Origin of the sequence: Streptomyces sp. M-16 (assembly GCF_052114405.1) — a bacterium.
Taxonomy (GTDB): Bacteria; Actinomycetota; Actinomycetes; order Streptomycetales; family Streptomycetaceae; genus Streptomyces.
The window spans coordinates 42,833-64,513 of the sequence record NZ_JBFRER010000048.1; the positions used below are offsets into that span (position 1 = coordinate 42,833).

At 73.8% G+C, this 21,681-nt stretch carries 20 protein-coding genes, 1 pseudogene and 1 riboswitch; of the genes and pseudogenes, 9 read left to right on the plus strand and 12 right to left on the minus strand.

Annotation, left to right across the window (positions count from 1 at the left end):
• Positions 1 to 168: 168 nt before the first annotated feature.
• Positions 169 to 801, plus strand: a complete 633-nt coding sequence (locus AB4039_RS22280; RefSeq protein WP_266838604.1) for a sulfite oxidase-like oxidoreductase — start codon at positions 169 to 171, stop codon at positions 799 to 801.
• A gap of 12 nt (positions 802 to 813) precedes the next feature.
• On the opposite strand, the gene AB4039_RS22285 is transcribed toward AB4039_RS22280, so the two are convergent.
• The 6 genes from AB4039_RS22285 to thiO all read right to left on the minus strand — a co-directional run bounded on the left by AB4039_RS22285 (position 814) and on the right by thiO (position 6,899).
• Complete coding sequence (locus AB4039_RS22285) at positions 814 to 1,344, minus strand: DUF4396 domain-containing protein (RefSeq protein WP_442271628.1); 531 nt, start codon at positions 1,342 to 1,344, stop codon at positions 814 to 816.
• A gap of 92 nt (positions 1,345 to 1,436) precedes the next feature.
• Positions 1,437 to 2,297: a deoxyribonuclease IV gene (locus AB4039_RS22290; RefSeq protein WP_266838602.1), complete on the minus strand. Its 861-nt coding sequence runs from the start codon at positions 2,295 to 2,297 to the stop codon at positions 1,437 to 1,439.
• A 6-nt stretch (positions 2,298 to 2,303) separates the two neighbouring features.
• Complete coding sequence (gene pknB, locus AB4039_RS22295) at positions 2,304 to 4,208, minus strand: Stk1 family PASTA domain-containing Ser/Thr kinase (RefSeq protein ID WP_442271629.1); 1,905 nt, start codon at positions 4,206 to 4,208, stop codon at positions 2,304 to 2,306.
• 497 nt (positions 4,209 to 4,705) lie between these two features.
• Complete coding sequence (locus AB4039_RS22300) at positions 4,706 to 5,500, minus strand: thiazole synthase (RefSeq protein WP_442271630.1); 795 nt, start codon at positions 5,498 to 5,500, stop codon at positions 4,706 to 4,708.
• Between the two features lie 5 nt (positions 5,501 to 5,505).
• On the minus strand, positions 5,506 to 5,706 hold the full coding sequence (gene thiS / locus AB4039_RS22305) for a sulfur carrier protein ThiS (RefSeq protein ID WP_266838599.1): 201 nt from the start codon (positions 5,704 to 5,706) through the stop codon (positions 5,506 to 5,508).
• The gene (gene thiO / locus AB4039_RS22310; RefSeq protein WP_266838598.1) at positions 5,703 to 6,899 is read right to left on the minus strand and encodes a glycine oxidase ThiO; all 1,197 of its coding nucleotides are present in this window, start codon (positions 6,897 to 6,899) and stop codon (positions 5,703 to 5,705) included. Before thiO ends, thiS begins: the two co-directional genes overlap by 4 nt.
• A riboswitch (TPP riboswitch) is annotated at positions 6,897 to 7,009 on the minus strand. It overlaps the preceding gene by 3 nt.
• Positions 7,010 to 7,134: 125 nt before the next feature.
• Between thiO and AB4039_RS22315 the strand changes: the two genes are divergently transcribed.
• The 5 genes and pseudogenes from AB4039_RS22315 to AB4039_RS22335 all read left to right on the plus strand — a co-directional run bounded on the left by AB4039_RS22315 (position 7,135) and on the right by AB4039_RS22335 (position 11,421).
• Positions 7,135 to 8,367, plus strand: a complete 1,233-nt coding sequence (locus tag AB4039_RS22315) for an NAD(P)/FAD-dependent oxidoreductase (protein ID WP_442271631.1) — start codon at positions 7,135 to 7,137, stop codon at positions 8,365 to 8,367.
• 215 nt (positions 8,368 to 8,582) lie between these two features.
• Positions 8,583 to 8,948: an Rv2175c family DNA-binding protein gene (locus tag AB4039_RS22320; RefSeq protein WP_030227969.1), complete on the plus strand. Its 366-nt coding sequence runs from the start codon at positions 8,583 to 8,585 to the stop codon at positions 8,946 to 8,948.
• A gap of 36 nt (positions 8,949 to 8,984) precedes the next feature.
• A pseudogene (gene thiE, locus AB4039_RS22325) lies at positions 8,985 to 9,500 on the plus strand (thiamine phosphate synthase); the annotation flags it as partial.
• A 68-nt stretch (positions 9,501 to 9,568) separates the two neighbouring features.
• Positions 9,569 to 10,483, plus strand: a complete 915-nt coding sequence (gene metF / locus AB4039_RS22330) for a methylenetetrahydrofolate reductase [NAD(P)H] (RefSeq protein ID WP_266838596.1) — start codon at positions 9,569 to 9,571, stop codon at positions 10,481 to 10,483.
• A gap of 50 nt (positions 10,484 to 10,533) precedes the next feature.
• Positions 10,534 to 11,421, plus strand: a complete 888-nt coding sequence (locus AB4039_RS22335; RefSeq protein ID WP_442271632.1) for a hypothetical protein — start codon at positions 10,534 to 10,536, stop codon at positions 11,419 to 11,421.
• A gap of 16 nt (positions 11,422 to 11,437) precedes the next feature.
• Here the strand turns inward: AB4039_RS22335 and AB4039_RS22340 are convergent, their stop codons facing one another.
• From AB4039_RS22340 to AB4039_RS22360, 5 genes are all read right to left on the minus strand, one after another.
• A complete protein-coding gene (locus tag AB4039_RS22340) occupies positions 11,438 to 12,859 on the minus strand; it encodes a phytoene desaturase family protein (protein WP_266838594.1) in 1,422 nt (473 codons plus the stop codon).
• A 23-nt stretch (positions 12,860 to 12,882) separates the two neighbouring features.
• A complete protein-coding gene (locus AB4039_RS22345; protein WP_442271633.1) occupies positions 12,883 to 13,539 on the minus strand; it encodes a DUF4126 domain-containing protein in 657 nt (218 codons plus the stop codon).
• 99 nt (positions 13,540 to 13,638) lie between these two features.
• On the minus strand, positions 13,639 to 14,040 hold the full coding sequence (locus AB4039_RS22350; RefSeq protein WP_030227982.1) for a DUF3040 domain-containing protein: 402 nt from the start codon (positions 14,038 to 14,040) through the stop codon (positions 13,639 to 13,641).
• A gap of 294 nt (positions 14,041 to 14,334) precedes the next feature.
• Positions 14,335 to 15,093, minus strand: a complete 759-nt coding sequence (locus tag AB4039_RS22355; RefSeq protein ID WP_442271634.1) for a class I SAM-dependent methyltransferase — start codon at positions 15,091 to 15,093, stop codon at positions 14,335 to 14,337.
• A 76-nt stretch (positions 15,094 to 15,169) separates the two neighbouring features.
• On the minus strand, positions 15,170 to 15,652 hold the full coding sequence (locus AB4039_RS22360; RefSeq protein WP_266838591.1) for an SAV_6107 family HEPN domain-containing protein: 483 nt from the start codon (positions 15,650 to 15,652) through the stop codon (positions 15,170 to 15,172).
• Between the two features lie 233 nt (positions 15,653 to 15,885).
• On the opposite strand from AB4039_RS22360, the gene AB4039_RS22365 reads away from it, so the two are divergent.
• The 3 genes from AB4039_RS22365 to AB4039_RS22375 are packed head-to-tail and all read left to right on the plus strand — an operon-like array spanning position 15,886 to position 19,665.
• A complete protein-coding gene (locus AB4039_RS22365) occupies positions 15,886 to 16,944 on the plus strand; it encodes an ATP-binding cassette domain-containing protein (protein ID WP_442271635.1) in 1,059 nt (352 codons plus the stop codon).
• Positions 16,916 to 19,003 carry a YhgE/Pip family protein gene (locus tag AB4039_RS22370; RefSeq protein ID WP_442271636.1) on the plus strand — a complete coding sequence of 696 codons (2,088 nt, stop codon included), beginning with the start codon at positions 16,916 to 16,918 and terminating at the stop codon, positions 19,001 to 19,003. The genes AB4039_RS22365 and AB4039_RS22370 overlap by 29 nt, the downstream gene beginning before the upstream one ends.
• Before the next feature lie 29 nt (positions 19,004 to 19,032).
• Complete coding sequence (locus tag AB4039_RS22375) at positions 19,033 to 19,665, plus strand: TetR family transcriptional regulator (protein ID WP_266838588.1); 633 nt, start codon at positions 19,033 to 19,035, stop codon at positions 19,663 to 19,665.
• 311 nt (positions 19,666 to 19,976) lie between these two features.
• On the opposite strand, the gene AB4039_RS22380 is transcribed toward AB4039_RS22375, so the two are convergent.
• Positions 19,977 to 21,681, minus strand: a 1,705-nt coding sequence (locus tag AB4039_RS22380; protein WP_442271637.1) for a transglutaminase family protein, incomplete at its 5' end; no start/stop codon positions are given.

Consider the following 21,681-nt stretch of genomic DNA (forward strand, 5'->3'; position numbering starts at 1 on the left):
AGGCTCCTTCCAAGCAATGTCAGCTAGGTGACTGGGCAGGTGCGCGCATCTTTGCACCGCCACCCGGGAGCGTCCAGTAAGTGCCTCCTTAGTGGGAGTTGCTGCGACTTGCCCGAATAGGGCCGGAGCTGGTCGTGACCACCCCGCCGCGTCTGTCACCATGGAGACATGGGTCAGCCGGAAAGCCGGGAATCTCCGGGAGCAGAGCAGTTCGAGCTCCCCCCGGGGCAGCGGTTGCAGAGGGGCTGGCCGGTCACCCACTACGGTCCCGTGCCCAAGTTCAAGCCGGAGCGCTGGGAGTTCCGCGTCTTCGGCGCCACGGCCGACGGTGAGAAGCACTGCTGGAACCACGAGGACTTCGCGGCCCTGCCGTTCGACTCGGTGGTCGCCGACCTGCACTGCGTCACCAAGTTCAGCATGCCGGGCGCCGAATGGGGCGGTGTCATGGCGCGCACCGTGCTGGCGCTGGCCCCGCCGGCGCCGCAGGTCACGCACGTGATGGTGTGGGCCGAGTACGGCTTCAGCTCCAACCTGAGACTTGCCGATTTCGCCTCCGACCGGACCGTCTTCGCCACCCACATGGGCGGCGAACTGCTGACGGCCGAGCACGGTTTCCCGGTGCGGCTGGTGGTCCCGCACCTCTACGCGTGGAAGGGCCCCAAGTGGGTCCGCGGCATCGAGTACATGACCGCGGACCGCCGGGGGTTCTGGGAGGAGCGGGGCTACCACAACATCGGCGACCCCTGGCGCGAGCAGCGCTACTCCTACCAGGAGGAACCGGGCGACGGCCCCGAGCTCTAGGCCCTGCCGGGCCTAGTGGTACTGGTGGACGACCGCGTGGCCCTTGCCGCGGCCGATCATCCACTTGTTGACCGGGGTGGTCACGACGAAGGCCAGTGCGAGGGAGAGCGCGAGCGCCGCCCAGAACAGGGCGTCCGAGAGCTGTGCGTCCATGGCGCCGGGCCACAGGGCGATGACCCCGTTGTCGATCAGCTCCATGACGGCGATCGACAGGGTGTCCGCGGCCAGCGCCACCCGGACGGCCGAACGGAAGTCCACTCCGGCGGCGAGGACGCCGCGCAGGGTGAGCGCGTAGCCGAAGAAGAACGCGAGGGCGATCGCGATGACCATCGTCGGAACGTTCCCCCAGCCCAGGGCGGTTCCGATGATCATGCCGAGCACCTCGCCGATGGCGCACCCGGTGAGGCAGTGGAGGGTGGCGCGGGCGGCCATGGCCCAGCCGACGGTCCCGTGGCCGTGGTGGCCGTGCTCCTGGTGCTCCGGGTTGCCGTGTCCGTGGTGTCCGTGGTGCCCGTGTTCGTGGTGGGCGTGTGCCTGATCCATGACGACCCCCTGGTGGAAACAGCCGGGTGACGGTTCTGCCGATGGACGGAACCGTATACCCCCCTGGGGTATTCCCTCAAGGGATCTTCGGCTCAGTGGGCGCCGCGCAGCTCCTTCAGCAGGGCCACGTCGGCGGCGTGCCCCTCCTTGCCGCCGGGCGTCTCGATGATCAGCGGCACCCCCTCCGTCTCGGGGTGCGAGCACAGCTCCGCGAAGGCCTCCCGGCCGATGTGGCCCTGGCCGATGTTGGCGTGCCGGTCCTTGTGCGCGCCGACGCCCTCCTTGGAGTCGTTGGCGTGGATCAGCTTCAGCCGGCCCGGCCCCACCGTGTCCACCAGCAGGTCCAGCGTCTGCTTGGTGCCCCCCGGCTCGGCCAGGTCGTGGCCCGCCGCGAAGATGTGGCAGGTGTCCAGGCAGATGCCGAGCCGGGGGTGGTGGTCGAGCGCCTCGAAGTAGGGCCCGAAGTCCCAGGTCCGGGAACAGAGCGAGGAGCCCTGACCGGCGGTGGACTCCAGCAGCAGGAACGGGTCGTCCTCGTGCGTCAGCTCGTCCAGCAGCGGCAGCATGTGCTCCCTGACCTGCGCGTACGCCTCCTCGCGCGGGCGGCCCCCGGTCGCCGAGCCGGTGTGCACGACCACGCCGAGTGCGCCGATCTCCCGGCCCCGGCGCAGCGAGTGGCGCAGCGACTCCACCGACTTCTCCACCGTGGCCCCGTTGTGCGAGCCGAAGTTGATCAGGTACGGGGCGTGCACGTACACCGGGAGGGACTCCTCGGCGCACTGGGCCCGGAACAGCTCGTCCTGCGCCGGGTTGCCGGTCGGCGTGGCCCAGCCGCGCGGATTGGCGACGAAGACCTGGAGGGCCTCGGCGCCCATCTCACGGGCGTACGGGAGGCCGACGGAGGCGAGGCCGCCGGCGACGGGGACGTGCCCGCCCACGGGGTTGCGCGTCACGGTCCGTCACAGTCCCTTGGTCTTGAGGGTGATGGTGCTGCCCTCGGGGGCGCCCTGGCCGCCGGGCACCGACTGGGTGTCCACGGTGTTGCTGAAGGAGAGGAACGGCCGGTCCACCTTCACCTTGAAGCCCAGGGCCTCCAGGGTCTTGCGGGCCGGGTCCACGTCCTGGTTGGTCACGTCCGGCACCAGGACCTGCCGGGGGCCCTTGGACACGGTCAGCGTGATGGTGTCGCCGGCCGCCGCCGAGGCACCCGAGGCGGGCGACTGGCCCGCGACCGTGCCGGCGGGGGACGCGGAGTTGACCTGGTCGGGCGCCGTCTGCACCGTCAGCCCGACGGCCTCCAGCGCGGCCCGCGCCTGGTCGAGGGGCTTGCCGGTGACGGGCGGGACCGGGATCGGGCGGCCCTTGCTGACGACGAGCGGGATCGCGGTGTCCGGCGCCCGCTTGTTGCCGCCCGCCGGGTTGGTCTCGATCACCGAGCCCTGGGCGACATCCTGACTGAAGGCCTGGGTGACGATGCCGGGCGCCAGGCCCGCCTTCGTCAGCTCGGCCTTGGCCTCCTCCAGCGGCCGGCCCTTCAGGTCGGGGACGCTGACCATCTCGGGGCCGCGGGACACGGTGAGGACGACCGCCCCGTTGCCGCGGATCCGCTGGCCGCCCGCCGGGTCGCTGTTCATGACCGTCCCGCGGTCGAAGGCGTCGCTGAACTTCCGGTCCACCCGCTTCACCCCGAGCCCGGCAGCCGACAGCTGGGAGCGGGCCTGTGCCTCCGTCTTGCCGAGGAGGTTGGGGACCTTGGTGAACTGGCCGGAGTTGATGTACCAGACGCCGGCGCCCAGCCCGAGGGCCAGCAGGATCCCGGCGACGACCAGGAGCGTCCCGCGGCGCGGGCGGCCCGACGCGGGGGGCGTGGGGGCCGCGGGCGGCTGCGGGCGCTCCAGCCGGGAGGTGTGGTGCACCGGCTGCGGGGCCTCCACGGGGCGGGGGATCACGCTGGTGCGGTCCTCGGTGGCCGCCCGCTCCCCGTCCAGGGCCTGCGGAGGTACGGCGTCCAGCTCGGCGTCGCTGAGCCGCTCCCGTGCCTCCCGGGCCAGCCCGAGCAGGGCCGCTGCGTCGGTGGGACGCAGCTCGGGGGCGCGGGCGGTGGCGGCCGCGACCAGGGAGTCGAGGGCGGCGGGCAGTCCGGGGACGGCGGCCGACGGGGGCGGGACGTCCTCGTGCAGGTGCTGGTAGAGCACCTGGGCGGCGGTGCCGCCGGTGTGCGGCTTGGAGCCGGTGAGCATCTCGTACAGGACGACGCCGCAGGCGTAGACGTCCACCCGGGTGTCGGTGACGCCGTTCTCGATCTGCTCGGGCGCCAGGTAGGAGACGGTGCCGAGGATCGAGCCGGTGGTGTTCGTCGCGGCGTCCACGGAGCGGACGAGACCGAAGTCGGCGACCTTGACGCGGCCGTCGTCGCCGATCAGGACGTTCTCGGGCTTCATGTCCCGGTGGACGAAACCGGCCCGGTGCGCGGTGCCGAGGGCGGCCAGCACCGGCTCGAAGATGTCGAGGGCGGCCCGCGGCTGGAGCGCGCCGCGCTCGCGCAGCACGTCGCGCAGGGTGCAGCCGGACACGTACTCCATGGCGAGGTACGTGTACGGGCCGTCCGTGCCCTGGTCGAAGACGGCGACCACGTTGGAGTGGGCGAGGCGGGCCACGGACTTCGCCTCGCGGATGAAGCGGTCGACGAAGGCGGCGTCGGCGGCGAGCGCCGGATGCATCACCTTCAGCGCGAGCACACGGTCCAGGCGGGTGTCGACGGCCCGGTAGACCGTGGCCATGCCGCCGGCCGCGATGCGGGCGTCGATGCGGTAGCGGCCGTCGAGCACGCGCCCGACGAGGGGGTCTTCCAGGGTCGTATCCACCCGGCGATTCTACGAGGCGACGCGTTTGAGCCGTCCGGGGTACCCACGCTTGCAGCGCAGCCGTGACATGGCGGGCCGGTACGGAGCCTGCGGCGCGGGCCCGCCATCTCCCCCTCGACCCCCCGGGGCGGGCCGGCGGCTGCCCACCGGCCTCCCGGGTGCGGGTGGGTGTCCGGGAGCGGTGTCCCCTTGGGCGGTCTCAGGGAGGTTTGGGGGTTTCCCGTCAGTCCCATCGTCCTTCCGCGTCGGGCCGGGCTGTCAAGGGCGCTCCTTCGTCGCGTCGCTTCGCGGTGGCCTTCGGCCACCCTTGACAGACCGGCCCGCCACGAAAAGCCGAAGACTGCCGGGACCCCCCCAACGGACGGTCCGGGGGGATGTCCCTCCCCCGCCGCCCCGGCCCGCGGGCCAGGGGGGGTGGGCAGCCGCCGCCCGGGCCCGGGGGGCGAGGGGGAGATGGCCCGCCCGCGCCCGAAGCCCCGCTCGCGCCCCGGCCCCCCTCAGAACGCCGGCCGCTCCGGGTCGAGGGCGGCGCGCCCCTCCGCAGGTGAGGACGCTTCGGCGAAGCGCCGCTGGGGGATGCGCCCGGCGCGGAAGGCGAGGCGCCCCGCCGTGACGGCGTCCCGCATGGCGGCCGCCATCAGGACGGGCGCCTGCGCCCGGGTGACCGCCGAGGCCAGCATCACCGCCGCGCAGCCGAGTTCCATCGCCAGGGCGGCGTCGGAGGCCGTGCCGGCCCCGGCGTCCAGGATCACCGGCACCCCGGCCCGCTCCGTGATCAGCTCGAAGTTGTGCGTGTTGCGGATGCCGAGTCCCGAACCGATGGGGGAGCCCAGCGGCATGATCGCCGCGCAGCCCACGTCCTCCAGCTTCCGCGCGAGGACCGGGTCGTCGTTGGTGTACGGCAGGACGGTGAAGCCCTCGTCGACGAGGGTCTCCGCCGCGTCCAGCAGCTCCACCCCGTCCGGGAGGAGCGTCCGCTCGTCGGCGACGACCTCCAGCTTGATCCAGTCGGTGCCGAGGGCCTCCCGCGCCAGCCGGGCGGTGAGCACGGCCTCGCCCGCGGTGAAACAGCCCGCCGTGTTCGGCAGGACCGCGATGCCGAGCCGGTCGAGGACGGACAGGACCGAGCCCTGCACCGTCGGGTCCAGGCGGCGCATGGCCACCGTGGTCAGCTCGGTGCCGGAGGCGACCAGGGAGCGTTCGAGGACGTCCAGGCTCGGGGCCCCGCCCGTGCCCATGATCAGGCGGGAGGAGAAGGTCCGTCCGCCGAGGGCGAAGAGGTCGTCGGCCATCGTCCTCAGCCCCCCTGCACGGCGGTGAGGACCTCGACCCGGTCGCCGTCGCCCACCGGGGTGTGCGGCCATTGGCCGCGCGGGACGACGGTCTCGTTGAGGGCGGCGGCGACGCCCTTGGGCGCCCGGGTCAGCGTGGCCACCACCGCGTCGAGGGTGGTGCCGGCCGCGATCTCGCGCGGCTCGCCGTTGACGGAGATGGTCATGCGTAGGACTCCTGACGCGTGGTGGAGAAGCGGCGGGGGCTGAAGGGGCGGGCGACCTCCGGCACGGTGCCGGTGGCCAGCAGCTCCGCCATCACGTCGCCGGTGAGCGGGGTCAGCAGCACCCCGTTGCGGTAGTGGCCGGTGGCCAGGTGCAGCCCCGGCAGGTCGGTCGGGCCCAGCAGCGGGGCGTTGTCGGGGGAGCCGGGGCGCAGTCCGGCCCGGGTCTCGACCAGGGGGAGCTCGGTGATCCCGGGGACCAGCTCGTGGGCGTCGCGCAGCAGCTCGTAGACCCCGCCCGCGGTGACGGTGGTGTCCCAGCCGAGTTCCTCGCTGGTGGCTCCGACGACCAGCTCGCCGTTCTCGCGGGGCACCAGGTAGACGTGGCTGCCGCGCACGACGGCCCGTACGGTCCGGGACAGGAACGGCGCGTACGCCGGCGGCACCGACAGCCGCAGCACCTGGCCCTTCACCGGCCGCACCGGCACCGCCACCTCCGGCGGCACCCCCTCCAGCCGCCCGCTCAGGGAGCCCGCGGCGAGTACGACCTGGTCGGCGCGGAGCTCCGTACCGTCCTCCAGTACGGCGCCCAGCGCGCGGTCGGCCCCGGTCAGCAGCCGGGCGGCGGCCGTCCGGTGGACGCCGACCCCGGCGCGCTCGCAGGCGGCCAGCAGCGCGGCCGCGAGCCGCCGCGGATCCACCTGGTGGTCCCCGTCGACGCGCAGCCCCCCGCGTACCCCCGGGGCCAGCATCGGCTCCAGGCGGCGGCACTCGCGGCCGGTGAGCCACTGTGACTCCAGGCCGCAGCGACGCTGCAGGGCGTGGAGTTCCCGCAGGTGGAGGCGGTCGTCGGCGTCGAGGGCGACGGCGAGCGTGCCGCAGGCCCGGTAGCCGATGTCCAGGCCGCCGCTGGCTTCGGCCAGTTCCGCGGCGAACTGCGGGTAGCGGGCGGCGGAGGCCACGTTGAGCCCGAGCAGGGTCTCCTCGCCGTAGTGCAGTTCGGTGACGGCGGCGAGCATGCCCGCCGCGACCCGGGCGGCGCCCCCGCCGGGGTCGGGGTCGGCCAGTACGGTGCGCAGTCCGCGCCGGGCCGCCCGCCAGGCGGTGACCAGGCCGATGATCCCGCCCCCGATGACGAGGACGTCGGATCCGGTGGATCCCGCGGTTCCCGCGGATCCCTTCCGAGATGAGTGCATGGGCGTCCAGCCCCTCCCTTCGCCGGCATGACCCGGATCAGGTTCGTACGGTCGGAGGCCGGCCAGCCTCCCTCTCAGCCCGGTGCGCCCGGACTCCCGCGATAGGTACGGTGGCCAGACTAACCCCGGCGGGGGTGCCGGGTAAGGCTGACTCCCCGGCGCCTGCCCCGGCGCCGCCCCGGCACTTCCGCGCCCCCTGTTCCTGACGGACCGTCAGTTCACTAGGGTGGGGCGGGTGAGCGAGCAGACGCAACAGACGAAGCCCGGTGTCGTGATCGTCGGCGCCGGAATGGCCGGCGTGCAGACCGCCGTGGCCCTGCGCGAACAGGGCTTCACCGGCCCCGTGACCCTCCTGGGCGCCGAACCCCACCAGCCCTACGACCGGCCCCCGCTGTCCAAGGCGGTGCTGCTCGGCAAGGCCGAGGACTCCGCCTTCGACGTGGCCTTCGACGTGGACTTCGAGGAACTCCGCATCGACCTGCGCCTGGGCACCGAGGTCACCGGCGTACGGCCCGCCGCGCACGAGCTCGACACCCCGGCCGGACCCGTCCCCTACGAGGCCCTGGTCCTGGCCACCGGAGCCGAACCGCTGACCCTGCCCGGCTCCGGCGGCGTCCCGGGCGTGCACCTGCTGCGCACCCTCGACGACGCCGCCCGGCTGCGCCCCGTCCTGGCGGCGGCCCCCGACCTCGTGGTCGTCGGGGCCGGCTGGATCGGCGCCGAGTTCGCCACCGCGGCCCGCGGGGCCGGCTGCGCCGTCACGGTGGTCGAGGCCGCGGACCGGGTGCTGGCCGGGGCCCTGCCCGCCGAGGTGGCCGCCCCGATGGCCCGGTGGTACGCCGAGGCCGGAGCCACCCTGATCACCGGCGCCGCCGTGGCCGGGATCGAGGAGGGGCTGGTCCGGCTCGCCGACGGCCGGGAGCTCGCGGCGGGGGCGGTGGTCGTCGGCATCGGCGCCCGGCCCGCCACGGGCTGGCTGGACGGCACCGGGATCGAGCGCGGGCCCGACGGCTCGGTCACCGCCGACGCGTACCTGCGCACCTCGGTGCCCGGGGTGTACGCGGTCGGCGACTGCTCCTCCTTCCCCTCCGCCCGCTACGGGGCCCGGCTGCTGGTCCACCACTGGGACAACGCCCTGCAGGGCCCCCGGGCGGTCGCGGCGAACATCGTCGCGGGGGAGCCCGTCCAGGCCTACGACCCCGTCCCGTACTTCTGGTCCGAGCAGTTCGGCCGCTTCGTGCAGTACGCGGGCCACCACGGCGGCGCCGACACCCTGCTCTGGCGGGGCGGCCCGGACGACGCCGGCTGGTCGGTGTGCTGGCTGCGGGAGGGCGCGCTGGTCGCCGTCCTGGCCGTGGGCCGCCCCCGCGACCTCGCGCAGGGGCGCAGGCTGATCGAATCGGCCGTCCCCGTCGACCCGTCCAAGGTCGCCGACCCGGACGTCCCGCTGAAGTCCGCCACCGCCTGACGGGCCCCCTCGCGGGGTCCGGACGGCCTCCCGGGCGCGCCTTCCCGGACGCCTCCGCCGTCCCTCCACCGCCGCTCCGCCCGGTCCCGACCCGCCGCGCCGGACCCCCGCGGGGCCCGCGCGAGCCCCGCGCGGAACCCGCGCCCGGCCCGCCCCGTCCCCGGACGGGGTGGCTCGGGTACCGGCTGTCGGCCCGAGATGGCAGGCTTGTCCCCGTGACCGAGATTGACGCAAAGATCGATGCCCTTGTCCCCGCCTGGCTGTACCTCCCCGACATCGCGGAGATGCTCGACATCGAAGTGACCCGGGTCCGCCAGCTGGTCAAGGAAGGTCAGCTGCTCGCCGTGCGCCGCGGCGAGAACCGTTCCCTCCAGGTGCCCGCCCCCTTCATCGACGGCGACAAGATCGTCAAGGGCCTGGTCGGCCTGCTGACGGTGCTGCGCGACGACGGGTTCTCCGACGAGGAGATCCTGGAGTGGATGTTCACCGCGGACCCCACCCTGCCGGGCACCCCCGCTCAGGCGCTGAGCGAGAATCGCGGCACGGAGGTGAAGCGACGCGCCCAGGCGCTCGCCCTCTGACCGGCTGATCCACAGGCGTGGGGGGGGGGGGGCGGGAAGGGCATGGAAGCGGGCGAGGAGCTCGAACACCTGCGGGTCTTCGCCGAGGCCGCCCGCCGCCACGGCAGGCTCCTCGCCGTCAACGACCGCGCCGACGTCGCCCACGCCATCGGCTCCGACGTCCTGCACCTCGGCCAGGGGGACATCCCCGTCCCCGCCGCCCGCGCCATCCTCGGCGACCGCGTCCTGATCGGCCGCTCCTGCCACGCCGAGTCCGAGGTCGACGCCGCCGCCGCCGAGCCCGGCGTGGACTACTTCTGCACCGGCCCCTGCTGGCCCACCCCCACCAAGCCCGGCCGCCACGCCCCCGGCCTCGACCTCGTCCGGTACACGGCCTCCCTCGGCCAGGACCGCCCCTGGTTCGCCATCGGCGGCATCGACGGCACCAACCTGGACGAGGTGCTGGACGCCGGAGCCACCCGCGTCGTGGTCGTCCGCGCCATCACCGAGGCGGCCGATCCCCACGCGGCCGCCCACGAACTCTCCAAGCGGATCCGCTCCCGACTGGGCTAGTGTCCAAAAACGTGTCCAATGGATGGACACCGCTTCGGAGTCCACGAGCGCGCGTCTAACCTGCCGGTATGGCCTTTGGTACCGCTTCCACCTGGTCGGACCGTGCGCACACGGTCCGCGACCTCCTCGCGTCCGGGCGCTCGTACTCCTTCGAGTTCTGGGCCCCGAAGACCGAGAAGGGCGAGCGCAACCTCTGGAACGCCCTCCGCCGCATCGAGGCGGTCTCGCCGAGCTTCGTCTCCGTCACCTACGGAGCCGGCGGCTCCACCCGGGGCGGCACCGTCCGCGCCACCGAGCAGATCGCCGCCGACACCACCCTGACCCCCGTCGCGCACCTGACCGCCGTCGACCACTCCGTCGCCGAGCTGCGCCACGTCATCGGCCAGTTCGCGGACGCCGGCATCCGCAACATGCTCGCCCTGCGCGGCGACCCGCCGGGCGACCCCATGGGTCCCTGGGTCAAGCACCCCGAGGGCGTGGACTACGCCGCCGACCTGGTGCGCCTGCTCAAGGAGTCCGGCGACTTCTGCGTGGGCGTGGCGGCCTTCCCCGAGATGCACCCCCGTTCGGAGGACTGGGACACGGACATCCGGCACTTCGTGGACAAGTGCCGTGCGGGCGCCGACTACGCCATCACCCAGATGTTCTTCGATCCCGAGAATTATCTGCGGCTGCGCGACAGCGTCGCCAAGGCGGGCTGCGAGACCCCGATCATCCCCGAGGTCATGCCTGTTGTGGGCATCAAGCAGCTCGACCGGCTGCCGCAACTGAGCACCGCGGTCTTCCCCGCGGACGTGAAAGAGCGCATGCTCGCCGTCAAGGACGATCCGGCCGCTGTACGCTCCATTGGCATCGAGTTCGCCACGGAGTTCTGCGCGCGGCTGCTGTCCGAGGGTGTCCCGGGGCTGCACTTCATCACGCTGAACAATTCCACGGCGACCCTCGAAATCTACGAGAACCTGGGCCTGCACCAGCGGGCCTGAGCGGCCGTCCCCCGTTCCCGCGCCGACGGCCGTACCGAGAGGGGCCTTGCATGGGAATGACGGTCCTCTACATCGCGTTCGGCATCGTCGCGTTGTGGCTGCTAGCCGAGGTCCTGATGCAGTACAAGGCCCGGCTCCGCTGGCGCCTGCTCGCCTTCGCGGGGTTCCTCGGCGTGGTGGCCGGGGTGGTACTGCCCTCCGTCCTCGTGATCGCCGCGGGCGCGACCGCCTTCGCCGTCGGCCAGACCCTGGTGACGCTGTCCTTCCGCAAGGGCTTCGTGGCCGGCTGGGCGCTGCGCCGCGGCGGTGAGCCCGTACGGCAGCAGCGCGGCAGGCGCCGGAGCGGCGGAGCGCCGCGCCCGGCACCGGAGCTCAAGGTCAGCGACCTGGAATACGGATCCCAGGACCCGGACGGCACTTCCGCCGACGCGGGCCCCGGCCCCGCCGACGAGGTGTTCACCCCGCAGCCGGTGCCCGAGGAGACGGGCTCGTACGGGATACAGAGTTTCGCCCCGGACCGGCCGGACGCCACCGCTCCGTTCGCCTCGCCCTTCACCGGCGCGGAACAGGACGCCCACCAGTACGCGGCCTCCTACGACCCCGGGCAGGGCCAGGGCGGCTACGACTACACCGGCTACCCGGCGGGCGAACAGCAGGTCTACGCCGCCTACTCGGACCCGTACATCGGCACCGGCGGCGCGGTCACCCCGCCGGCCCCCGACAACTACCCCGACTACACGGCCTACACCGCCTACCCGGCGTACTCCGACCCCGCGCAGCAGTACTCCACGGACACCCCGCCCGGCGGGGTCTGGGTGCCGCAGCAGCGCGCCACGGACAACCAGCAGCCCTACCCGGAGCAGGACCCGCAGGGCTACCCGTACCAGAACAACGGCAACGCCCACGGCAACGGCGACCAGGGGCAGTACCGCTACTGACGCCGGGCTCCGGGGCTCACTGGGAGCCCCGGAACTCCGCCCCCTCCACGATCAGCCCGGCCACCAGGGCCCCGGTCATCCCGGCGTGCGCCAGCCCGCCGCCGGGGTGGGCCCAGCCGCCGGCCAGGTACAGCCCCGGCAGGGCCGTCGTGTTCGCCGGGTACAGCAGCCGACCGCCCGCTCCGGCGAGGGCGGGCGGGGGCACCGAACCGCCGAGCGCGCCGGTGGCCGCCTCCACGTCCTTCGGGGTGCGCACCCGCATCCACAGCATCCGTGAGCGCAGCCCCGGCACGGCCCGCGCGGCGAGGTCCAGCAGCTCCTCGGGGTCCGGGACCGGCGCCCCGCCCGCGGGGCCGCACACGGCGGTCACGGTGACCGCCTCGTGGTCGGCGTCGGGCCGGGTGGCCGGGTCGTCCGGGCGCAGCACGGTCACGTCCAGCCCGGGGGAGTGCACCAGGGTGCGGTGGACGGCGTCGGCCGGGCGGGAGCCGCGCAGGGCCAGCAGCAGGGTCAGCCGCGCGGGCACCCCGTCCCCGCGGGCCGGAGCGCCGCCGTGCGGCCAGGACACGGACTTGGCCGGCAGCCGCCGCGGGTCGATCCCGCAGACGACGGAGTCGGCGGGCGCCTCGGTGCCGTCGCCCAGCAGGACCCCGGCCGCCCGGCCGCCCCGCGCCAGGACCTCCCGCACCGGGGTGCCGAAGGCGAAGGTGACCTTCCGCTCCAGGCAGCGCTCGTACACCGCGGTGGCCAGCTCGCGCATGCCGCCCCGGACGTACCAGCTGCCGAAGGTCTGCTCCATGTACGGCAGCGCGGCCGCCGATGCGGGAGCGGCGTCCGGGTCCAGCCCGTACGCCCGCACCCGGCCGGCCAGCAGCTCCCCGAGGTGGCCGCCCAGTTCGCGCGAGGCCACCTCCGCCAGCGAGGGCGAGCGGCGGCGCAGCAGGCCGCTGCCGCGGAGCGCCGGGTAGGGGTCGCGGCCCAGGACCTGCCAGTCGGGGCGCAGGGGCTCCTCCAGCAAGGGGCGACGGGTGGCGTCCCAGGTGTCGCGGGCGCGCCCCAGGACCGCGTTCCAGCGCTCGCCCGCGCCCTTCCCGAAGGCCCCGTCGAGGGCGGCGGCGACCCCGCCGCGCGAGGCGCCCGGCAGGGTGACGGTGGTGTCGCCGAGGACGTGGCGGACGGCCGGGTCCAGCTGGACCATGTCGACGAGGTCCTCCAGGGGCCGCTTGCCGGTCTTCACGAACAGGTCGCGGTAGACGGCGGGCAGGTGCAGCAGCCCGGGGCCGGTGTCGAAGGAGAAGCCGTCCTGTTCGTACCGGCCGACCGATCCGCCGTAGGAGTCCCCCCGCTCGTACACCGTCACCTGGTGCCCCGCCACGGCCAGCCGGGCCGCCGTCGCCATCGCGCCCATGCCGGCGCCGATCACCGCAATTCTCGCCATGCGGCTGAGCCTATCGAGCGAGGTCAGGGGGTCGGACCGGTGGTGCCCCCGGGGCCGGGCGGGTGGGGGCCGGCGGCCGCGCGGACCTCGGCCCCCAGGTGCTTCTCCTCCCGGCGCCGGGCCCGGCGGCGGCGGAAGCGACGGATGCGGCTCCACAGGTAGACCACGAGGGCCAGGCCCAGGGCGAGCAGGACGGCGGCGATGACGGCGGCTGCCTGCGGGTTGAACATGGCGAAGGTGACCAGGCCGGCCACCCCGAGGTCCTCGGCGGTGCTGACCGCGATGTTGCTGAAGGGCTCCGGCGAGGTATTGACCGCCATCCTGGTCCCGGCCTTGACGAAATGGCTGGCCAGGGCGGTGGAGCCGCCGACCGCGCCGGCCGCGATGTCGGTGAGGGAGCCGCTCTGCCCGGCCAGCAGGGCGCCGACCACGGCACCCGCGAGCGGCCGGATCACGGTGTGGACGGTGTCCCAGAGGGAGTCCACGTACGGGATCTTGTCGGCCACCACCTCGCAGAGGAAGAGCACGCCCGCGACGATCAGGACGTCGGTGCGCTGGAGCGAGGCCGGGACCTCGTCGGTCAGGCCGGTCGCGCCGAAGACGCCGAGCAGGAGGACCACGGCGTAGGCGTTGATCCCGCTGGCCCAGCCGCTGGTGAAGACCAGGGGGAGCACACTCACACGGGCATCATGTCGCAGGACGGGCGGCCCGTGGGCGAAAGGGGTGAGGGGACCGCCGCAGCAGGGCGGCCGTCCCCTCACGATGCTGTGCGTACGGGGCTACTGCCCCTGTTCGTCACGGCGGCGCTGCCACCGTTCCTCGATGCGGTGCATCATCGACCGACGCTGGCGGTTCTGGCCGCGGGCCGATCCGCCGGTACTGCCGGAGACGGGCTGCTCGCCGGGCTTGGGTGCCTTGCGCCAACCGGTGACCACGAGGACCGTACAGGCCAGCATGACGAGGAATCCCACCACGCTGATCCAGAGCACTTCCTGCCAGATCACACCGGTCATGAGGAGCGCGATACCCACCACAATGCCTGCGACTGCCTGGTAGACCCGTCGCCGGGTGTACGTGCGCAGTCCACTACCCTCAAGCGCTGTCGCGAACTTGGGGTCTTCGGCGTACAGCGCTCGCTCCATCTGCTCGAGCATTCGCTGCTCGTGCTCCGAGAGCGGCACGGGAGTCCTCCTCATCCGTCGGTCGCGGGGGGTAGCGACCAGGGGTCCCCTTCAGGATAGGCGGGGAATCGCCCCCGTGATACCCGCCCTCTACGCCACATTCTGCAAACCGCTGGGCCAACGAAAACGCGGTGGCGGTGAAGCGATGCGTTAAACGTACCGTCGCCAGCGCGGTCACTGAGGCGCTTATTCCCCAATGAGTTCTCCGCCATGCCGAACGGTGTCTCCGATCATACGGGGCCAAGCGTCGGTTCGGAGGGTGTGCGGCCGAGCCCGTTCGCGCAAGGCCGCAGATCAGGCGGGCTTCTCTCCCAGGACGTGCAGCTGGGTGGCGACCGCGTGGAAGGTGGGCAGCTCGGCGGCGGCCTCCTCCAGTCGCAGCAGCGCCTCCACCGCTCCGGGCTCGGTGTCGACCAGGACGCCGGGCACCAGGTCGGCGAAGATCCGCACTCCGTGGACGGAGCCGACCTCCAGGCCCGCCCCGCTGACGAGTTCGCTGAGCTGTTCGGCGGTGAAGCGGCGCGGGACGGGGTCGCCGGAGCCCCAGCGTCCGGCCGGGTCGGTCAGGGCGGTGCGGGCCTCGGTGAAGTGGCCGGCCAGGGCGCGGGCGAGGACGGCCCCGCCGAGCCCGGCGCCGAGGAGGCTGAGGATGCCGCCGGGGCGCAGGGCCGCGACCGTGTTGGCCACGCCCTCGGCCGGGTCGTCCACGTACTCCAGCACCCCGTGGCAGACCACCACGTCGTACGCGTCCCGCTCGACCACGTCCAGGAGGCCCTGGGCGTCGCCCTGGACCCCCCGCACCAGGTCGGCCACGCCGGCCTCGGCGACCCGGCGCTCCAGCCCGAACAGGGCGTTCGGGCTGGGGTCGACCACGGTCACCCGGTGGCCGAGGCGGGCCAGGGGCACGGCGAACTTTCCGGTGCCGCCACCGGTGTCCAGCACGTCCAGGACGTCCCGCCCGGTCGCCTTCGCCCGACGGTCGAGGGCCTCCTTGAGGACCTCCCACACCACGGCGGTGCGGAGGGAGGCGCGGGGGCGGGAAGTGTCCGACACGGCTGATGGCTCCTCGGCGCATAAGGGTGGGTGAGCGGTGCGTGCCCCACCCTATTGCCTCGGCCGACCGGGCAGGTCATCCCGCGTGGGGACGCTCCGGCCGGGGCTGCGGGAGGGGCTGCGCCGGGGGCTGGAGCGCGAGCATCCGCTCCACCAGCCGCAGGAACATCCCGGCCTCCCGTACGAGGTCGTCCGCGTCCCGGGAGGTCGCCGCGTCCGGTATCCCCGCCTCGGCCCGGGCCCGTCGGGCCGCGCCGGAGGCGAACAGGGCGCTCCACTCGGTCAGTTCCGGCGCTATCTCCGGGAGCACCTCCCACGCGCTGCGGATCCTGGGCCGCCGCCTCGGTCCGGCCGGCTCCGGCCGCCCGCGCGCGGCCAGTACGGCCGCGGCGGCGCGCAGCGCGGCCAGGTGGGCGGTGGCGTACCGCTCGTTGGGCCGGGGCAGCAGGGCCGCCTCGGCCAGGCCGCTGTGGGCCTTGGCGAGCAGGTCCAGGGCGGCCGGTGGTGCGGCGGCCCTGCGCGGGACGGGGTGGACAGGGGACGGGGACGGTGTGGCCATGACGAACCTCCTGTCGTTGCGTGGTGCTCGGCGGTGGTGCGGGCGGCCGTGCTCGCGCGCGTGGCCGTGGATCCATCGTGACGTCCCCCACTGACAATCGCGCTGACCTGCGCCTTCTCCTCCGGTCCGGCCCGAGGCCCCCCTCGGGTGCGGCCGTTGGCCCCGGACCTGATAGTTTTTGAACTGACCGGTCAGTTCAAAAGCTTCGACGGATTCGACAGAAGGGGGACGGCGTGGACAGCCCGCACGGCGCGGCCGTCAAGGCCGAGGGGTTCGGACTCAAGGGCCCGCGCGGCTGGGTCTTCCGGGGCGTGGACCTCGACGCGGCGCCCGGTTCGCTGATCGCGCTCGAAGGCCCCTCCGGCAGCGGCCGGACCTGCCTGCTCCTCGCCCTCACCGGGCGGATGAAGCCCACCGAGGGCCACGCCGAGATCGGCCGCCACCGGCTGCCGAAGAAGATGGCCGCGGTCCGCCGGATCTCCGCCCTCGGCCCGGTCCCCGGGGTCAACGACCTCGACCAGGCCCTCACCGTCGCCGAGCAACTGCGCGAGGGAGCCCTGCTCCAGCGCCGCTACGACGGCCCCGTGCGGGCCCTGCTGCGCCCGCGCGGCGAACGCCGCGCCTCCACCGAGGCCCGCATCGCCGCCGCCCTGGCCGCCGTCGGACTGGACCCGGCCACCCTGCCCAAGGGGCCGCGGACCTCCGTGCGCGACCTGGAGCGGCTGGAGAGCGTACGGCTCTCGCTGGCCCTCGCCCTGCTCGGCGGCCCCCGGCTGCTGGCCCTGGACGACCTCGACCTCAAGCTCTCGGACGCCGAACGGGCCGAGGCCTGGGCCCTGCTGCGCTCCATCGCCGACCGGGGGACCACCGTCCTCGCGGTGTGCAGCGAGGCCCCGGAGGGCGTCACGGTGCTCCGTACGGCCGCCCCCGGGGCGCCCGCCACGACGGCCGCCCCCACCGCCCCCGCCCGCCCGGCCGTCGCCCGCGACACCGGTCCGAAGATCACCTGGGGCCTGTCCGGCGGCCCCGCGTCCCCCGCGGACGCGGACGCCGCCGCCGCTCCGGCCCCGGACAACGACACGGACGGCACGGACGGCACGGACGGCACGACGGACGGCACGACGGACGGCAAGCCCGCAACCGGCGAGGACGGCGGAGCCCCGGACACCTCAGCCGCCGAGAAGCCCGCCGCCGAGAAGCCCGCCACCGGCAAGAAGCCCACCACCGAGACCACCGACGACGAAGACCCGAAGGGGGCGGACGATGCGCTCGCCGAAACTGGCCGCGCTTGAGCTGAAGCGGTTCGGGCGGGGGAAGCTGCCCCGGGCCGCTCTCGTCGCGCTGCTCCTCCTGCCGCTGCTCTACGGCGCCCTGTACCTCTGGTCGTTCTGGGACCCGTACAGCCGTCTCGACAAGGTTCCCGTCGCCCTCGTCAACGCGGACCAGGGCACCACCGTGGACGGCAAGCGCCTGGACGCCGGCGGTGAGATCACCAAGAAGCTGCACGGCAGCAAGACCTTCGACTGGCACGAGGTCAGCCAGGCCGAGGCGGCCAAGGGCCTGGAGAACGGGAAGTACTACCTCTCCCTCACCATGCCCGCCGACTTCAGCGCGAAGATCGCCTCCAGCGGCGGCGCCGACCCCACCACCAGCGCCCTCCAGGTCCGCACGAACGACGCCAACAACTACATCGTCGGCTCGATCTCCCGCACCGTCTTCTCGGAGGTCCGCTCGGCCGCCTCCACCAACGCCTCCCGCGGCTTCCTCGACAAGATCTTCGTCTCGTTCTCCGACCTGCACGACAAGACCGCCGAGGCCRCCGACGGGGCCGACAAGCTCAAGGACGGCGCGGGCAAGGCCCAGCAGGGCGCGAAGGAACTCGCCGACGGACTCGACACGGCCAAGGAGAAGAACGGCGAGCTCACGGCCGGACTGAAGAAGCTCAACTCGGCCGCCGGCCAGCTGGAGACCGGCACGAAGGACATCGCCGACGGCACCCAGCTCCTCGCCGACAAGGTCAACGGCGCCACCGAAAAGGCCCGTCCTTTCGTCAAGGACCCCAAGAACCTCGCGGACACCGCCAAGCTGGTCGCCGACACCGCCCAGGTGACGAACAAGCACCTCGACACGTTCGCCGAGAAGGCCCCGGCCGCCGCCTCGATCACCAAGCTGGTCGCCTCCCTCGCCGACAGCAACTACACCCAGTACTGCGCCGTCCCCAACGCCCAGCTGCCCGCGGGCTTCTGCGAGCGGCAGAAGAAGATCAAGGACGACGCCGCCCAGGCCGCCCTGCTCTCCGGGGACGTCAACACCCTCGTCGGCAACAGCAACGGCGACATCACCAAGCTCCGCAACCAGCTGAGCGACCTGGAGACCAAGGCCCGCGAGCTCGTCGCCAAGGCCCCCGGCCTCTCCTCGGACCTCGAAGGGGCCGTCGCCAAGGTCAACGCCCTCAACACCGGCGCGCACAAGGTCGCCGACGGCATGGTCCAGCTGCACACCGGCATCGGCACGGCCGCCGGCGGCTCCGGAGCCCTCGGCGAGGGCGTCGGCAAGCTCGGCGACGGCGCGCACAGCCTGAACGGCGGCATGTTCAAGCTCGTCGACGGCACCGGCGAACTCGCCGGCGGCCTGCACGACGGCGTCGGCAAGATCCCCGACTACGACCAGCAGCAGCGCGACGCCCGCACCCAGGTCATGGCCGACCCGGTGAAGCTCGCCAACCAGTCCCTGCACAAGGCGCCCAACTACGGCACCGGCTTCGCCCCGTACTTCATCCCGCTCTCCCTCTGGGTCGGCGCGATGGTCGCCTACATGCTGATCGCCCCGCTGAACAAGCGGGCCCTGGCCGCCGGCGCCTCGCCCTGGCGGATCGCCCTCGCGGGCTGGCTGCCCGTGGCGGGCCTCGGCACCGCACAGGTGGGCGCGCTGATGTCGGTGCTCCACTGGGGCCTCGGCCTGGAGATGGCCCGCCCGGCCCTCACCATCGGCTTCCTGTTCCTGGTCACCGGCTGCTTCGCGGCGATCGTCCAGTGGCTCAACGCCAAGTTCGGCGCGGCCGGCCGGATCCTGGTGCTGGCCGTCCTGATGCTCCAGCTGACCTCGGCCGGCGGCACCTACCCCGTCCAGACCAGTCCGGGCTTCTTCAACGCCATCCACCCGTACCTGCCGATGTCGTACATCGTCGAGAGCCTGCGCCGCCTCATCACCGGCGGCGACCTCGCCCCGGTGTGGCAGGGCTGCGGGGTCCTGGTGGCCTTCACCGTGGGCGCCCTGGCGCTCACCGCGCTCGCCGCCCGCGGCAAGCAGGTGTGGACGATGGACCGGCTGCACCCGGAACTGAGCCTGTAGGGGGCTGTTGACCTGTGAGAATCAGCGCCATGGAAAGCAGCAGCACCGGTACGGGCACCGGCGGCGCACGCCGCCAGGCCACCCGGCAGAAGCTCTACGAAGCCGCCGTCACGCTCATCGCCGAACAAGGCTTCTCCGCGACCACGGTCGACGAGATCGCCGAGCGGGCCGGCGTGGCCAAGGGCACCGTCTACTACAACTTCGCCAGCAAGACCGAGCTCTTCGAGGAGCTGCTGCGGCACGGGGTCGGTCTGCTGACCGCCTCGCTGCGCACCGCGGCCCAGGAGACCGAGGCGCGGGGCGGCAGCCGGATCGAGGCCCTCGACGCGATGATCCGGGCGGGACTGGTCTTCATCGACCGCTACCCGGCCTTCACCCAGCTCTACGTCGCCGAGCTGTGGCGCACCAACCGGGCCTGGCAGTCCACCCTGATGGTGGTCCGGCAGGAGGCCGTGGCCGTGGTGGAGACGGTGCTGCGCGAGGGCGTCGAGCGGGGGGAGCTCAGCACCGAGATCGACGTGCCGCTGACGGCCGCCGCGATGGTCGGCATGGTGCTGGTGGCCGCGCTGGACTGGCAGGCCTTCCAGAGCGAGCGGTCGCTGGACGACGTCCACTCGGCGCTGTCGCTGCTGCTGCGGGGCCGGGTCAGCGGGAGCCGCTGACCCCCGGTCGGCGGTGCCCTGCGAGGACCGGGGCGGCGTAGAACTGAGTATCCGTACCTAGGGGCACAGATGAGTACGCGTACGGATGGCTCCCACCTGCGCGGACAGCAGACTGGGGGCATCGGACGGGGCGCACGGCCCGCACCGCGGACACGGGGCCGCGGAGCGGACCGGGGCCCTGGCCGGGAGTGTGGGGGGACCCGGTAACGGGAAACGCCGGTGCGGTCGGGCTCTGGAGGAACGAGCCCGACCGCACCGGCGTTCTGCCGTTCTTCCGTCCTTCCGCGCCGCCGAGGAGACCGTGGCCGGCTTCAGCCGCGGTCGCGCAGGGGGAGGCGGAAGCGGGCGGAGAGGGCCGACGTACGGGCCGAGAACGCGGCCTGCCGGGCCGAGAGGGCCCAGGAGACGCGGGCCGCCGAGCGGGGGAGCAGGAGCGCCCGCAGCCGGCCCGGACGGGTCGCGGCCGCCAGCAGCGCGGCGCGGGCCAGGAGGACGTCGGCGGCCGGCCCCGGAGCGGAGACCTCCGCGCCGGGAGGGGCGTACAGCGCCCGCTCCACCRCACCCGCGACCCGGTGCACCGCCTGCGCGGCCTCCCCGTCCAGCCGGCCCAGGACCACCACGCGCGCCGCGGCCCGGCGCGGGGAGAGCGCCTCGTCGGGCGGGATGCCCACGTCCCAGGCGGCGTCACCGAGCTCCCGCCACGCGGCGAGCACGTCCCCGCCGGCCAGGCGCCGACGGCGGACCCGGCGGCGCCACAGCAGCGGCAGCAGCGGCAGCCCCAGCAGGACCAGTACGGCCGCGCTCCAGCCGATGACCGCGCCCACCGGCAGGCCGCCGGAGCCCGGAGCGGCGGACTGCTTCGGCGCCGCGCCCCCGCACTCGCCGAGCTTCTTCAGCTCCGGCGGGCAGGCGTCGTTCTGCGAGGGGGCGGCCGAGGGCGCCGCCGCGGACTGCGAGGGCAGCGCGGACGGCGCGGACGGCTGCGGGAGCGGGGTGGCGGCGCGGCTGTAGTCCGGCACCGAGATCCCCGAACGGGGCGTCGGCTCGAACCGGGTCCACCCCACGCCCTCGAAGTACAGCTCGGGCCACGCGTGCGCGTCCCGCATCGAGACGTTCACGCTGCCGTCGGACTGCTTCTCGCCCGGGGTGAAGCCGACCGCCACGCGCGCCGGGATGCCCAGCGTGCGCGACATCGCCGCCATCGAGAAGGCGAAGTGGACGCAGAAGCCCTCCTTGTCCTGGAGGAAACGGGCGATGGCCTGCGAACCCGTCCCCGACGACACCTTCGTGTCGTAGCGGAAGCCGCCGTTCACCGCGAAGAAGTCCTGGAGCCGGACGGCCCGGGTGTAGTCGTCCTGCGCGCCCTGCGTCACCCGCCGGGCCGTCTCCGCCACCACCGGCGGCAGGTTGTCCGGCACCTTGGTGTACTCGGCCTGCACGAAGGGGTTCGGGCCCGGGGCGGACTGCAGCTGCTCCGCCGTCGGCCGCAGCAGCAGGCTCCGTACCGTGTACTGCGCGCCCTGCACGTTCTGGAAGCGGTCCTTGCCCAGCTGGTCGCCGACCAGGGTCCGGCCGACCGGTTCGTACCGCCACTTCCCGGCGATGTCCACCTGCGTCGCCGGGTACGGCATCGGCAGGTAGCGCTGGGCGTAGGTCTCCGCCGCCGAGACGGTGGTGCGGATCTCGGCCGCGCCCGCGCGGGCCCGTTCGCTCAGACCCGCGGGGTTCGGCAGCCGTTCCGGCACGTCGGTCAGGGGGCGCCCGGAGGCCTCCCACTTGACCCCGTTGAACTCGTCCAGCGCCAGGATCCGCAGGTACTGCTCGCCCAGTTGCGGGCTGTCCGTGCGGTACTTGAGCACCACCCGGTTGTCCTGCGCGTTCAGGCTGGACTGGAGCGACACCAGGGGGTTCACCGCGGAGATCGTGCCCCCGCCGCCCGCCGAGGCGGAGCCCTCACCGGGGCGCCCGAGCAACCCGCCGCCGAGCGCGGGCAGCGCGGCCGGCACCGCCAGCGCC

What these genes read in the sequence shown, in the direction of transcription:
- AB4039_RS22280 (WP_266838604.1), top strand. Translation starts at nt 169, where the DNA reads ATGGGTCAGCCGGAAAGCCGGGAATCTCCGGGAGCAGAGCAGTTCGAG.
- AB4039_RS22285 (WP_442271628.1), bottom strand. Translation starts at nt 1,344, where the DNA reads ATGGATCAGGCACACGCCCACCACGAACACGGGCACCACGGACACCAC.
- AB4039_RS22300 (WP_442271630.1), bottom strand. Translation starts at nt 5,500, where the DNA reads ATGGCCGACGACCTCTTCGCCCTCGGCGGACGGACCTTCTCCTCCCGC.
- thiS (WP_266838599.1), bottom strand. Translation starts at nt 5,706, where the DNA reads ATGACCATCTCCGTCAACGGCGAGCCGCGCGAGATCGCGGCCGGCACC.
- thiO (WP_266838598.1), bottom strand. Translation starts at nt 6,899, where the DNA reads ATGCACTCATCTCGGAAGGGATCCGCGGGAACCGCGGGATCCACCGGA.
- metF (WP_266838596.1), top strand. Translation starts at nt 9,569, where the DNA reads ATGGCCTTTGGTACCGCTTCCACCTGGTCGGACCGTGCGCACACGGTC.
- AB4039_RS22335 (WP_442271632.1), top strand. Translation starts at nt 10,534, where the DNA reads ATGGGAATGACGGTCCTCTACATCGCGTTCGGCATCGTCGCGTTGTGG.
- AB4039_RS22340 (WP_266838594.1), bottom strand. Translation starts at nt 12,859, where the DNA reads ATGGCGAGAATTGCGGTGATCGGCGCCGGCATGGGCGCGATGGCGACG.
- AB4039_RS22360 (WP_266838591.1), bottom strand. Translation starts at nt 15,652, where the DNA reads ATGGCCACACCGTCCCCGTCCCCTGTCCACCCCGTCCCGCGCAGGGCC.
- AB4039_RS22375 (WP_266838588.1), top strand. Translation starts at nt 19,033, where the DNA reads ATGGAAAGCAGCAGCACCGGTACGGGCACCGGCGGCGCACGCCGCCAG.